Annotated in this window: 10 protein-coding genes and 2 pseudogenes; 4 read left to right on the forward strand and 8 right to left on the reverse strand. The window is 65.9% G+C overall.

The window, feature by feature from the left end; genetic code table 11:
- Positions 1 to 63: 63 nt before the first annotated feature.
- The 7 genes and pseudogenes from FSY66_RS11980 to FSY66_RS12010 form a co-directional block, all read right to left on the reverse strand.
- A pseudogene (locus FSY66_RS11980) lies at positions 64 to 1,152 on the reverse strand (ISL3 family transposase); the annotation flags it as partial.
- A 105-nt stretch (positions 1,153 to 1,257) separates the two neighbouring features.
- Entirely contained in the window at positions 1,258 to 2,196 is a 939-nt protein-coding gene (locus FSY66_RS11985; protein ID WP_186304563.1) for a sensor histidine kinase, read from the reverse strand.
- Positions 2,193 to 3,086: an ABC transporter permease gene (locus FSY66_RS11990; protein ID WP_260853675.1), complete on the reverse strand. Its 894-nt coding sequence runs from the start codon at positions 3,084 to 3,086 to the stop codon at positions 2,193 to 2,195. Before FSY66_RS11990 ends, FSY66_RS11985 begins: the two co-directional genes overlap by 4 nt.
- On the reverse strand, positions 3,083 to 4,075 hold the full coding sequence (locus FSY66_RS11995) for an ABC transporter ATP-binding protein (RefSeq protein ID WP_144795274.1): 993 nt from the start codon (positions 4,073 to 4,075) through the stop codon (positions 3,083 to 3,085). The genes FSY66_RS11990 and FSY66_RS11995 overlap by 4 nt, the downstream gene beginning before the upstream one ends.
- A gap of 128 nt (positions 4,076 to 4,203) precedes the next feature.
- A complete protein-coding gene (locus FSY66_RS12000; protein WP_144795276.1) occupies positions 4,204 to 4,806 on the reverse strand; it encodes a hypothetical protein in 603 nt (200 codons plus the stop codon).
- Positions 4,807 to 4,966: 160 nt separating this feature from the next.
- Positions 4,967 to 5,581 carry a hypothetical protein gene (locus tag FSY66_RS12005; protein ID WP_144795279.1) on the reverse strand — a complete coding sequence of 205 codons (615 nt, stop codon included), beginning with the start codon at positions 5,579 to 5,581 and terminating at the stop codon, positions 4,967 to 4,969.
- 207 nt (positions 5,582 to 5,788) lie between these two features.
- Positions 5,789 to 6,364, reverse strand: a complete 576-nt coding sequence (locus FSY66_RS12010; RefSeq protein WP_144795281.1) for an LppP/LprE family lipoprotein — start codon at positions 6,362 to 6,364, stop codon at positions 5,789 to 5,791.
- A 163-nt stretch (positions 6,365 to 6,527) separates the two neighbouring features.
- Between FSY66_RS12010 and ychF the strand changes: the two genes are divergently transcribed.
- The 4 genes from ychF to FSY66_RS12030 are packed head-to-tail and all read left to right on the forward strand — an operon-like array spanning position 6,528 to position 13,533.
- Entirely contained in the window at positions 6,528 to 7,625 is a 1,098-nt protein-coding gene (gene ychF, locus FSY66_RS12015; protein WP_144795283.1) for a redox-regulated ATPase YchF, read from the forward strand.
- Complete coding sequence (locus tag FSY66_RS12020; RefSeq protein WP_144795285.1) at positions 7,622 to 9,478, forward strand: site-specific DNA-methyltransferase; 1,857 nt, start codon at positions 7,622 to 7,624, stop codon at positions 9,476 to 9,478. The genes ychF and FSY66_RS12020 overlap by 4 nt, the downstream gene beginning before the upstream one ends.
- Positions 9,479 to 9,481: 3 nt before the next feature.
- Entirely contained in the window at positions 9,482 to 12,457 is a 2,976-nt protein-coding gene (locus FSY66_RS12025; RefSeq protein WP_144795287.1) for a type III restriction-modification system endonuclease, read from the forward strand.
- Between the two features lie 14 nt (positions 12,458 to 12,471).
- A complete protein-coding gene (locus tag FSY66_RS12030) occupies positions 12,472 to 13,533 on the forward strand; it encodes a DUF3644 domain-containing protein (RefSeq protein ID WP_222115540.1) in 1,062 nt (353 codons plus the stop codon).
- On the opposite strand, the pseudogene FSY66_RS12035 reads toward FSY66_RS12030, so the two are convergent.
- Positions 13,470 to 13,631, reverse strand: a pseudogene (locus tag FSY66_RS12035) (transposase); the annotation flags it as partial. The gene FSY66_RS12030 and the pseudogene FSY66_RS12035 sit on opposite strands and share 64 nt — an antisense overlap.
- Positions 13,632 to 13,695 lie beyond the last annotated feature (64 nt).

Below are 13,695 nucleotides of genomic sequence, written 5' to 3' on the forward strand. Positions count from 1 at the left end.
TTATGATGGACATTGCCGCCTGATAGTACACATTGATGTGTCCACTTCCAGGGGTTCACGCCCTACCAACGCCTCAGGCACACTGTCGGCGAGGGCGTCGATCACGGAGCTCATCTCGACGTGGCCGGCTGCCCGGTCGGGGTGACGGTAGGCGGAGATCATGCGCTGGTAGATCCCCCAGGTGCACTCGACTTGCACGTGCCGGTCCCCAGCGAAGAGCTTGTCAAGGCGCTCGTGCTGGCGGTCGGTGAGCAGGTCAGCCCCGGTGTGCAGGGTCCGCCGCGCGGTGTAGAGCGGGTCGCCCTTGCGTCCGCGGTGTCCGTGCAGTTCCTGCTGGACTCGGCGGCGGCACTCATCGAGAGCGTCCCCGGCCAACCGGATGACGTGGAAGGGATCCATAACCGTGACGGCGTCCGGCAGCTCCTCGGTGGTGGCGGTCTTGAAGCCCGCGAACCCATCCATGGCCACGACCTCGATCCCATCGCGCCAAGCCTGGTCCCGCTCGGCCAGCCAGTCCTTGAACGCCTTCTTCGACCGACCTTCGACCACGTCCAGCAGGCGTGAGGGCCTGGTGCCGTCCCGGACCGGGGTGAGGTCGATGATCACGGTGACGTACTTGTCACCGCGCAGGGTGTGCCGCCACACGTGCTCATCGACCCCGACGACCTTGACACCGTCCAGGCGGGTCGGGTCCTCGATGAGCAGACGCCGGCCCTCAGCCAGGACCGCGTCGTTGGCGGTGTTCCACGCCACGCCCAGTCCTTCGGCAACTCGGGCCATCGACAGGTGGCCGACGACGATCCCGACCAGACCCCACCGCAGGCCGGCGCGGGAGATCTTGGCCCGCGGCGGCGCCGCAGCGGTGGTGTCCTGACGCCACACGTGCGAGCACTCCTTGCAGCGGTAGCGGCGCACGGTGAGCACCAGCGTGGTAGGGCGCCACCCGAACGGCTCGTGCGCCAACTCCCTGCTCACCGTGTCACGGGGCACGCCCTGGCAGCCGCACCGCCTGCACCAGTCGTCCGGCTCCACGACCCGGCACGCCAGCACGGACCGGTCAGGCTCGAGCAGCTGGCCGGTGACCTCCAGACCGAGGCCGTCGAGGCGGGTGAAGGTAGTCAGGTCAGGGCGCGTGAAGGTAGCGTCAGGCACGTCGAGGTCTTCCGGACGGGTTGTGTGAGAACTCCCATCATCGGAAGACCTCGACCCTCACCCCGACACCGACGCGCCGCCCCAGGTCGCACCACAGCTACACCCTCATCTGTGAAGAGCCACATTCGTCACGGCCTCGCGCAGGCACCAGGCCAGCAGGGGCTGCTGATCGGCCGGCACGGACTCGGCCGCGGGCAGCTCGGCGGAGATCTGCGCGGCCTCGAGCGCGGTGCGGGCCGAGGCGATCTGCGCCGGCCACTCCGGTCTGTGCAGGCGGCCGACGGCCAGGCGCACCTCGGCGGAGGCCTCCCGGGACAGCCGCAGGACCTCGTCGAGCTCCGCCGCCGCCCGCGTCGGGTCCTGCTCCAGGAGCCGACGGGCCAGCTCGGTCTTCAGCGTGATGACGGTCAGGGAGTGGCCCAGCAGGTCGTGGACGTCGCGGCCGATCGCCTCGCGCTGCTGCGAGAGCTGCAGCTGCTCCGCCACGGCGCGGGTCTGGTCCTCGCGGTCGATCACCAGGCGGATCGCCAGCATCAGCAGGGTGGACATGGCGAAGGCGGGAATGGCCCATCCCAGATGCTGCGGCCAGATGAGCACGAGCACTCCGAGCACGCCGAGCGCCAGGACCGCCACCCCGATCAGCGCCTCCCGGCGGGAGAGCCGGAAGACGAGCAGCGCCGAGAGGAAGGGCGTGCTCGCGAGCACGGAGCCGCCGAGCAGCGGCACCAGTGCGAGCAGGCAGGCGACGAGCGCCAGGAGCCACAGCCCCGTCATGGCCCGGGGCCCCAGGGACTCGAGCGGATGCGGATGCCACCAGGAGAGCACGTAGACGCCCGCGAACACGGCGAACCCCAGCAGCCCGAGGGCCTTGGCTCCGGCGGTGTGATCGGAGCTCAGGAGCACCGAGACCGGGAAGGCCAGGAAGATGAGCCAGATGGAGGGGTAGAGCACGCTGACCAGCTGGTCGCCCCGGCCGGGCCCGGCGTCGTCGATCGGGGCGCGGCGCTCGCCGGCGGACGGGTGGGAGAGCGAGGTGCTGCTCATGCCCGCGTCGTCCCCCTCCGCGCCGCGAGCATCGCGAGCACTCCGAAGACGACGAGCCATGCGAGCACATTGGCGATCAGCCATGCCAGGGAGTCCTCCTGGACGCCGGAGGTCGGCGCGCCGGTGGTCATGCCCTCGAGCTGCGGCCAGGAGGCCAGTCCCTTGATCCCGTACATGGGAGTCCACTTGGCGATCTCGAGCATGGTGCCGGTCAGCGGGATGAACAGGCTGCCGAAGAACCCGAGCACGACCAGCAGGCCGGAGGCCGCGCCCACGGCGGACTCCGAGCGGAAGAGCATGCCGAACATCAGGCCGTAGAGGGCGAACACGGACGAGGCCGCGACCGTGATGAGCCCGGTGGCGATCCAGTGCCGGGGCGCACCGATGTCCGCGCCGGTCAGCCCTCCCACCAGGAACACCACGAGGACGGGCAGGGCGGCGATGGCCAGGGCCACGACGACCTTGGCGAGCACGTACTCCGACTGGCGCATGGGGGTCAGCGCCAGCAGCCGCCCCCAGCCCCTGGAGCGCTCGACGGCGGCGGTCCCGGCGATGTTCGTCGTGGCCACCGTGGCCCCGTAGACGGCCATCGAGGTCGCGATGGTCCCGGAGACGTTGCCCGTGCCGGCGGGGAGGTCGCCGTAGTCCATCAGCGCCCCGAACATCAGGTACAGCGCAGAGGGCAGGACGATGACGAAGAAGAGGCTCTCGACCATGCGCAGGTTCCGGCGGACGTCGTAGGCGGCATAGCGCAGGACGCAGAGGGCGGGGCTGCGTCGGGGGATCGGAGTGCTGGGGGCGGGCGCGGCATCGACGGCGGTCATGGCGGGCTCCTGGTGGCTCGGGCGGGTCGTCGGGTCGTGGTCGCGGGATGCGGGATGGGGGATCATGCGGATCCTGCGTCGCTCGCCGCGGGGGATCGGGAGGTCAGGCCCACGAAGGCCTCTTCCAGACCGGCCTGCACGATCAGCAGGTCGTCGGCGCGGGTCGCGGTGAGCAGATGACGGGCGATCTCATCGGTGTCCGCGCCGGTGAAGATCACGCGGTCGTGGTCCCGGGTCATCTCGGTGCCCTCGGGGAGCTCGGTCAGTGCGGAGGAGGGGTCGCCGTCGTCGTCGTGCCAGCGGCAGGAGACCGTCCGCAGCCCGCCCAGGGCGCGGATCTGCTCCGTCGTGCCGTCGGCGATGACGCGGCCCGATCCCATCACGACGATGCGGTCGGCGAACTGCTCGGCCTCCTCCAGGTAGTGCGTGGCGAAGATGATGGTGCGCCCGCGCTCGGCCTCGGCGTGCATGGCGGCCCAGAAGTCCCGGCGCGCGGTGACGTCCATGCCGGCAGTGGGCTCGTCGAGGACCAGCAGCTCGGGCTCGGGCAGCAGGGCGAGCGCGAAGCGGAGGCGCTGCTGCTCGCCGCCGGAGCACTTGGAGACCCTGCGGCGGGCGATGCCCGCGGCGCCGGCCCGCTCGAGGGCCTCGTCGATCTGCAGGTGACGCGGATGCTGGGTCGCGATCATGGCCAGGGTCTCGCGCACGGTGAGGTCGTCGAGCAGCGCGCCGGTCTGCAGCACCGCGGAGATGCGGCCCTGCTGGACGGCCCGGCGCGGCGTGGTCCCGAGCACGCGGCAGGTGCCGGAGGTCGGGTCCGTGAAGCCCAGGACCATGTCCAGGGCGGTCGTCTTGCCGGCGCCGTTGGGGCCCAGCAGCGCCACGATCTCCCCGCGCCCGATGCGCAGATCCACTCCGTCGACGGCCCGGACCGTGCCGGCGCGGGTGCGGAAGCTCTTGCGCAGATCGGCGAGCTCGACGGCCGGGGGCTGCTCTCGGAGCGCTGCCGAGGGGGCGGGAGACGCCGGGGGCTCGGGATGCGATGTCGTCGTCATGGCCCCAGGCTCCCAGGGCCCGTCCCGGGGCGGATCCGTCAGGTGTCATGGAGCAGCCATGACAAACGGCGCAGGCCCGGAAGCCTGGGCTTCCGGGCCTGCGCTCGGGCGAGGTGATCCGCTGCGGGTCAGTAGATGCCGTCGGGGCTGATCCCTCGGACGTCGCGGACCACGGACGAGTCGATGGGCGGGGAGGTCGGGGAGACGATCACGCCGCCGGTGACGCTGCGCACGACCACCTTGTTGGTGATCCGCCCTGCGCCGCGCGTGGAGGAGGCGCCGTCCAGGAACTCGATCGCCAGGTTCGTCTTGGCGCCGCCGAGCTGCTCCGGGGTGACCCGCGACCCGGCCGGGACCGTCCAGGTCAGGCGCGTGGTGCGGGTGGCCGGGTTGTAGCTGCCGCGCTGGACGGAGGTCCCCTGCCGGGCGTTGAGGTCGAAGGACCGCTCGTCCTGGGCCTTCTCGTTCAGCCCGACGACGTCGATGATGAAGGTCATCGGCGCAGTGGTCGTGTAGGCCTGCCCGTCGGGCGCCATGAGGTTCACGTAGACGGTGTTGACCCAGCCGTTGGATCCGCCGCCGCCGTCGAAGAGGATGCCCACGCGCTGGCTGTTGGGCGAGACGGCCATGGCGGGGGCCTGCCCGGCCACGGCGATCGTGGGGACTCCCCAGGCGACGGCCTGCAGAGCCGTGCGCCGGGAATAGGGGCGTGCGGAGCGGGTCTCGGTCATCCTCTTCCTTCCAGGGCGGACCGGCGGGGCGTCATCGGGAATCGTGCGAGACGGGCCGGATCGGGCCTGGAGCGGGGCGGCGACTCTCCCGAGAGCGCTGCGGGTCCCACACGTATATGCGTTTCAATGTTACCAAGCGGCGCGCGCGGGACAAGAGGGGTCAGTAGATGCCGTCCGGGCTGACGCCCGACTCGTCGTGGACCACCGAGGAGTCGATCGGCGGGCCGCTGGGCTCGACCAGGGTGCCGCCGGTGATGGAGCGGACCACGATCTTGTTCGTGATGCGGCCCGCGCCGGCGGTGTTCGAGGCCCCGTCGCGGAACGTGAAGAGGATGTCCGGGTTCGAGCTGTTCCGACGCGCTGTCGGCACGACCGTGCCCGCCGGGACCGTCCACGTGAAGGTGGTCGTGTGCGTGGCCCGGTTGTAGGTGCGCGGCCCGATGGTGCCGTTGCTGGAGCCGAAGGTCATGGAGCGCTCGTCATTGGCCTTCGGGTTCAGCCCCACGACGTCGATCGTCAGCGTCACCGGGGCCGCCAGGGTCAGCGGGGCGCCCGTGGCTGAGCGGAGGTTGAGGTAGGCGCTGTTGAAGTAGCCGTTGGAGCCGCCGCCGCCGTCGAACACGACGCCGAGCCGGGTGGAGGCGGGAGACAGCGCCATGGCCGGGGCCTGGGCGGCCAGTGCGATCACGGGGGTCGACCAGGCGGCTGCCGTCAGGACGGTGCGACGGGAGGCTCCGGAGCGATCGGGGGAGTGCGCGGGAGTGGCCTGGGCCATGGGGGGGGGTCCCTTCAGGAGGCACAGGGCGGGGCCGACCTGTGGGATGGAATCGTCGGTCAGTGTACTGATGGCCGAGCCGTCTGACGACACAGTGCGTCATGCCGTTCGCCGACCTGTATGGGTGGGGCGGACGGCGGCCTCGAGGGGCGCTTCGGCGGGGCGGATCCCTCGGGACCGCCCCGCCGCTGCCGTCGTGGCCCGGGATCAGGCGTTCGGGGGGACGTCGCCCTCGTGGTCGACGGATTGGGTGTCCTCGTTCCAGGTGAAGGTCGAGTGGACATGGCCCGCAGGGCCTGCCGCGCCAGTCGCCTGGCCGTACGGGTAGGCGACGGCGAGCGTGTCCTCGTCCGTGCGCTCGACCTCCGGGGTCCACTCGCGAGGCTCGGCAGTGTCCGTGCCCACGTACTCGCCGTCGTGGAACAGCATCGTGATGGAGTAGCCCGGGCCGCCGGAGGGCATGCCCTGATCGGTGGCGTACCGGATCGTGATGGCCGAGAGGCCATCGCAGGGGGCGTAGTGCTCGGTGTCCGCCTGCCCCGACGCCGCCGTCCACGTCTCGCCGTCGTCGGGCGTGACGTCGGGCAGATCCCCGCCCCACGCGTCGACGGCCTCCTGTCCGGTGAGGCCGTCGCACTTCTCGGCCGCAGCGGCCTGCTCGGCCTCGTGTGGGCCGGTCGTCGGTCCCGCCGGGGCGGCCTGGGCTGCGGGCGCCGCGCTGAGCAGAAGCAGCGAAGCTGCTCCGGTCGCCACGGCGGAAGAGCGGATCTGGCTGCGGTTCATCGTTCTCACCTCTCCGGTGGGTCCTGCATCCGTGTCCTGCATCGCTGTTTGCGATGGCACTCACGTTTGCAGTCGTGATTCACGATCGCAAGGAGGCGTTACGGGATCGTGATCCCGGCAGGCGGCGGGCCGGTCGTCGTCGACGCCGGTAGGGTGTCCTCCCGTGGCTCTTACTATCGGAATCGTCGGTCTCCCCAACGTCGGCAAGTCGACCCTGTTCAATGCCCTGACCCGCAACACCGTGCTCGCGGCGAACTACCCGTTCGCGACGATCGAGCCGAACGTGGGAGTGGTCAGCCTCCCGGACGAGCGGCTGGGGACGCTGGCCGAGATCTTCCAGTCGCAGAAGATCCTCCCGGCCACGGTGTCGTTCGTGGACATCGCGGGCATCGTGAAGGGCGCCTCCGAGGGGGAGGGGCTGGGCAATCAGTTCCTGGCCAACATCCGCGAGGCCCATGCCATCGCCCAGGTGGTCCGCGCGTTCGACGATCCGGATGTGGTGCACGTCGACGGCAAGATCGACCCGGCCTCCGACATGGAGACCATCAACACCGAGCTGGTGCTCGCCGATCTGCAGACCCTGGAGAACGCGATCCCGCGCCTGGAGAAGCAGGTCAAGATCAAGAAGGGCGATCCCGCCAAGCTCTCCGCCTACCAGGCCGCCTACGAGGTCCTCTCCGAAGGGCGCACCGTGTTCTCCCGCAAGGACTCCCTGGACCTGGACCAGCTGCGCGACCTGACGCTGCTGTCGGCCAAGCCGTTCATCTTCGTGTTCAACTGCGACGAGGGCGTGCTGGGCTCGAAGGAGCGCCAGGCCGAGCTCGCCGAGCTCGTGGCCCCTGCCGAGGCCGTGTTCCTGGACGCCAAGTTCGAGGCCGAGCTCGTGGAGCTGCCCAAGGAGGAGGCCCAGGAGATGCTCGAGATGTCCGGGCAGGACGAGGCCGGGCTGGACAAGCTGGCGCGGGTGGGCTTCGAGACCCTGGGGCTGCAGACCTACCTCACCGCCGGGCCCAAGGAGGCCCGCGCCTGGACCATCAGCAAGGGCGACACCGCTCCGCAGGCCGCCGGTGTGATCCACACGGACTTCGAGCGCGGGTTCATCAAGGCGGAGATCGTGTCCTTCGACGACCTCGTGGCCGCCGGGTCGATGGCCGATGCCAAGGCCGCCGGCAAGGTGCGCATGGAGGGCAAGGACTACGTCATGCAGGACGGGGACGTGGTGGAGTTTAGGACGGGTCTTACGTCTGGAGGTAGGAAGTGATCAGGGACACGCACGACGCGAACGAGACAACGAAGCCAAACGACTTCGAGCTGGCACGCCTCCGCGCGGCCCTGCCCGAGTACTTCGACAAGGACGGTGGCTTCAGGCTCGACCGCCTTCAGGACGCGCTCAGTTCGACCGATGTCTCGATGACCCGCGAAGGCTACGAGCTCAAGTTCCTCGGGAAGTCCTACGCCAAGTACCTGACCTCGACGCGGACCGAGACGGTTATGGTGCCTGACCTTGAGCACAACGCCGACGCGACGAACGCTGAGTCGGAGAATCTGTACATCGTCGGGGACAATCTCGATGCGCTCAAGCATCTGCTGGGGTCCTACGCGGGCCAGGTCAAATGCATCTACATCGATCCGCCGTACAACACGGGTTCCGATGGCTTCGTCTACGTCGACGACTTCGGCTTCACGGTCCGAGACCTGGTTGAAAAGATGGGTCTCGATGAGCCTGAAGCCGAGAGAGTCCTGGCACTCCGAGGCAAGTCGTCGCATTCAGCATGGCTTACCTTCATGTACCCGCGGTTGGAGCTTGCGAAGGAGCTCCTCGCTGACGACGGTGTCATTTTTGTCAGTATTGACGATAACGAGCAGGCGAACCTCCGCAATTTGTGCGACGAGATCTTTGGCGAGAGTTCTTTTATTGGAACACTAGTCCATCAGCGGGCCAAGGGTGGCGGAATGGCAAAGCACTACGTCAAGGGCCACGACCTTATCCACGTCTACTCGAAATCGGACAAAGAATCGGCTCCTCGACTTTCCCGTCCGAAAGTTGTTCAAGGTCACATTGTCTCCCGAAATGGACGCGATTACCTTCGAGACGATGATGTATTGCGCAAGAAGTTTGGTAAATACGACAAAGGGGTCGAGCGGCGATGCTTGTATGAAGAGATTCTCGAATATCACAGCGAAGCTAAGAAACGCGAAATCGATCGTCGGATAGAGGCTGGAGAACTGGTCCTCGAGCCGTTCCGTGACACCGGTAGGCACGTAATTGTTGAATATAAGTCGCTCGATGAAATGTCCTCGGCGCTTTACTCGCTACTTCCGGTCGTCCAGTACTTACCCGATGGACGTCTCGATGAACTCGGTCTGTCCCGCTATTTCACATACCCCAAGCCTGTTGAATTGGTGAAGACCTTGATTAGATCGGTGACCCCTAAAGGCGACCGTCCGCTGGTCATGGACTTCTTTTCAGGTTCCGCGACTACCGCAGATGCTGTGATGCAACTCAACTCTGAAGACGGTGGGGATCGTCGATGTATTTCAGTTCAGATTCCCGAAGTGGTCGAAACCGATTTCGATGATCGGCCCGTATTCGCAACCGTTGACGCTGTTGGTAGTGAGCGCATCAAACGAGCCGCAGATAACATCCGAGGCAATTCGGAACTTGACCTCGATTATGGTTTCAGGATTTTTCGTTTGGAAGAGCCAAATGCGAAGACACTCGATCAGCTTCAATCTTTTGATCCGAACGAAGATGGAGTGCTGCTGGCTGGCGACTTCGTTTCGAAGTTTGCTTCCCGCTCGACCCCTGGAGACCAGGTCGTGCTTTCTACTTGGCTCGTTCAGGACGGTTTCGGACTGACGCGTGAGGTGAACGACGTAGGGCTTGATGACTACAAGCTGAAGGTCTGCGAGGACTCCGCCTACGTCATCGAGCCGGGACTCGACAGCGACGACGTGATGGCGCTCGTGGCCAAGCTCGAGGTCGGTGAGCTCGATCTGAAGCGTCTCGTCGTCTTCGGGTACTCGGTGCCGTTCTCGGTCATGCATGAGCTGAGGCAGAACCTTAAGTCGCTCCGTTCGGGCCAGTCGGTCTCCGTGATCGAGCGGTACTGATCCATGCAGATCCGACTTCAAACACTGGAGCACCAGCAGCGTGCGCTGAATGCGCTGACTCGCGTCTTCAAGGGGGTGGAGCTCGACGCCAGTACGCCGCCCGAGGCGAACATCGCGTTCGATCCCGCTGATCCGCAGATTCGCGAGAACATCAATGCGATCCAGTCCGGCGTCGTGGACGGGATTGCTGCGATCCCTCGTCCCCGGCGGAGCCGCGTGGACGATGGCGTGCTCGGGGTCGACGCAAAGATGGAAACCGGCACCGGCAAGACGCTGGCCTACACCCAGCTCATGTACGAGCTGAACCGGCTCTACGGCTTCACGAAGTTCATCCTCCTCGTGCCCTCGACACCGATCAAGGAGGGCACGAAGGCGTTCATCCGGTCGGACTACGCACGCCAGTACTTCGCTGATGCGTACGGCCGGCAGATGGAGCTGCGCCTCGATGTCCTCGATCCCCAGAAGCGATCGAAGGGGCGGAAGATGATGCCGAACTCGGTCGTAAACTTCGTGCACGGTTCGCGGCTCTCGCCTGGTCGGATCTCCGCTCTCCTCATGACCGACGGCATGCTGCAGTCGAAGAAGACGATGGTGTTCGACTACGACCAGACGGTGCTCGGCACGACCAGTGTCCCCTACGAGGCGCTTCGTGGGACTCGCCCCATCGTCATCATGGATGAGCCGCATCGCTTCCGACGCGACAACAAGGCGTATCAGACGCTCATTGACGAGATCCAGCCCTTGGCAGTCTTCCGCTTCGGCGCGACGTTCCCCGAGCTCGGCAAGACGGGGAAGACCGACTACAACAACCTCGTGTTCAATCTCGGTGCCGTCGAGTCGTTCAACGAGCAGTTGGTCAAGGGCGTACAGGTCCAGTACCCACAGGACAACAGCAGCGATACGACGCGCCTGAAACTCACGCGCGTCTCTGCGCGCAAGCCGAAGCAGGCGACGTTCCAGAACATCGGCACGGGGAAGTCCCTCACCTTCGATATGGGGGAGTCCCTCGGCATTGCGGACGGCGCATTCGCGGGCATCACAATCGATGGGATCGGTAAGACCGACAACCCGACTATCAAGTCCGGCGTCACGTTGTCCAACGGTCAGGCGCTGGGGACAGGGGACATCCTCTCGGCCCGGGTTTACTCCGACACCTATCAGAGCCTGATGATGCGGCAGGCACTCGACAACCACTTCGAGACCGAGTGGGAGAACTTCCGCCGCTCGTCCAGGGTCAAGACGTTAACCCTGTTCTTCATCGACTCGATCGAGTCCTATCGCGGCAGCGACGGTTCGAAAGGGCACCTCAGGCAGCGCTTCGAGGAGCTCCTTGCTGCGCGGCTCACCGCGGAGATCGAGAAGCGCGAGGGCGACTCCTCGCCCGTCGCGAAGGAGTATGTCGCCTACCTGCGGGCGTCGCTCGCTGACGTCGAGGCGACGAACGGTGGATACTTCTCCGCGGACAACTCCACCACCGACGAGGCCATCCAGCGCGAGGTCGACGACATCCTCCGCAACAAGGAGGCGATGCTTTCCTTCGAGACGGCGAACGGTGCGCCGAACACTCGTCGATTCCTGTTCTCGAAGTGGACGCTCCGCGAGGGCTGGGACAACCCGAACGTGTTCCAGATCGTCAAGCTCCGGTCGTCCGGATCGGAGATCTCGAAGCTCCAGGAGGTAGGCCGTGGCCTCCGGTTGCCCGTGGACGCGAAAGGCACTCGTCTCGCGGGCGAGCAGTTCTATCTCACCTACCTCATCGACTACACGGAGCAAAAGTTCGCCGAGTCTCTCGTCGACGAGATCAACTCCGACGTCGCCGTGGGCCCAGCCAAGGTGAAGGAGCTACTGCCCACGGTCGCCGACGAGCTCGGCAAGACGGACACGGAACTCTTCATCGAGCTCCTGCAGCAGGGGCTCGTCGATCCCGACAAGAACGTCGTACCGGGGCGCGAAGATGACCTTTTCGCTGCCTACCCCGCGTTCAACAAGACGGGCCTGAAGCCTGACAAGGTGGTTAAGGGAAATCAGAAGGTTAAGGTCGGCATTCGCTCCGAGCGGTACTCCGCGCTCAAGGACCTCTGGGAGACGCTGAACGCCAAGTACTACCTCCGCCTCGACGAGCTCGCGGCCGGCGAGATCGATGAGTGCATCGACGAGGTGCTGGGCGCTGATATCTACCGGCAGGAGTTCGGTCGATTCGCGCAAGATGTCGTCGTGCAGGCTGACGAGGGCTCGTCCCTGGAGGTTCGGACGGAGACGAAGAAGGTCTTCAACGCAACCGAGACCATGCCGTACGGCGACTGGCTGAAGCGTGTCCGTGCTCAGACGGGACTGCCAATCGATCGTGTCCACGCGGGGCTCGTCCGCCTCGACGCGAAGAAGAGCCTCCCCGCCGACTTCTTCAACAAGGCGACCCTGCATGAGTTTGTTGCTGGGTTCACGGAGTGGATGGAGCGTAACTACCTCGAGCGGTTCACGTACTCGAAGATCGAGGGGCTCGTACTCGGCACGGAACTCACCGATGCAGATGGTGCCCCGCTCGAGAGCATCACGCAGGGCAACATCGGCGTCTTCCGCGACGACAAGGCCATCGTGCCGGACAAGTTCCTGTACGACGCGTTTGTGTACGACTCACCGAAGGAGCAAGACACGATCCGCGACTCCAAGCTCGATGAAGTCGTCGTCTTCGGGAAGATCCCACGCCGGTCGATCAAGGTGCCCCTGTACTTCGGCGGAACAACAAGCCCGGACTTCATGTACGTGCTGAAGCGCGAGGACGGCGGGCTGTCGCTCAACTTCATCATTGAGACCAAGGACGTCAAGAAGCGCTCCGACCTGCGAGAAAGCGAGAAGCTCAGGATGACGGCGGCGCGACGGTTCTTCGAGTCGATGAGCTCGGAGGGCATCGAGGTTACGTTCCGTGATCAGGTGCAACGAGACGACATCGCCGCGCTGATCAAGCAGGTCCTGTCAGACTGATTTGGTGGGCTGGGATGGTCGCGCGAAAAACGAAGCAGTACGTCAAGACCGCCGTCGAGTCGCTGACCCTCGCCATCGAGCTGTTCAATCGACCGAGCCCGACAGGGCGTGAGCACGCGACGGTCATGCTGGCCGCCCACGCCTTTGAGATGCTGTTGAAGGCCGCGATTTATGAGCAGCGCAAGAAGGTCAAGTTCTCCGGCAGCGATCGTTCCTTCGATCTCGGCAAGTGCGTCACCGTCGCGGAAACGTCGTTGGGTGTTATCGACGAGGGAGACCGAGTCGTGCTGCTCGCTCTTAAGAATGATCGGGACACGGCGACCCACGACGTCATTGCGATGAGCGATGACGTGCTGTGGTTGCACTTGCGGTCGGCCGTGACGATCTTCCGTAAGGTGCTGCTCGGCCTCACCGGTCAGGACCTCGCTGACGTGATGCCCGGGCGGGTGCTCCCTGTATCGGCCACCCCGCCCACCGATGTCGGCCTCGTGGTCGGTAAGGAGGCCGAGCAAATCGCGGAGCTATTGCGTCCTGGCAAGCGGCGCAGCGCCGAGGCGCGGGCGCGCCTGTTGCCCCTCATGTCCCTCGACCGTGCCGCTCGCGGGGAGACCGAGCCGCCGACCGAGGCGGAGATCAATCGCGCTTTGCGGGGGCTGAAGGAGAGCTCCGACTGGACCTCGGCGTTCCCAGGGGTGGTCGGGCTGCAGCTCGTCGGTTCGCCACGTCCTTCGGATCAGGTCCAGGAAATCAGCCTCAGGATCGACCCCAAGCGAGGGGAGGTACCTGTTAGGCCAGCACGTGAGGGCGAAGAAGCTGCCACATATCGCGAGGTTGACACTTTCGACCGTTACTCGCTCAAGCTGAGCAAGCTAGGGGAGAAGCTCGGAGTGACGCGGCACCAGGCGTACGCAGTGGTTCATCACCTTGGTCTCAAATCAGATCCCGCGTGCTACAGGTGCAAGACGACTTCCAAGGGAAACATCGCATGGCAGGGTCTGAGTAATCGGGCTCATCATGATCCAGGGTGTAGTTGGGGTCTGAACCCGCCGGTCTCGAGCAGCGATCTGGCGATGTAGTTGGTGAGGTTGCGGAAGCCGAGTGCGGAGCCGCGGAGGTGTTCGAGCCGTCCGTTGATCGCCTCTGTGGGCCCGTTGCTGGTGCCGGGTCGGTCGAAGGGGACTGCCGCACGGATAGGTGACATCTGATCTGGCTTGCCCGGAGGGCGGCCTGGAAGGATG

This window comes from Kocuria palustris (assembly GCF_007666205.1).
GTDB lineage: Bacteria > Actinomycetota > Actinomycetes > Actinomycetales > Micrococcaceae > Kocuria > Kocuria palustris_A.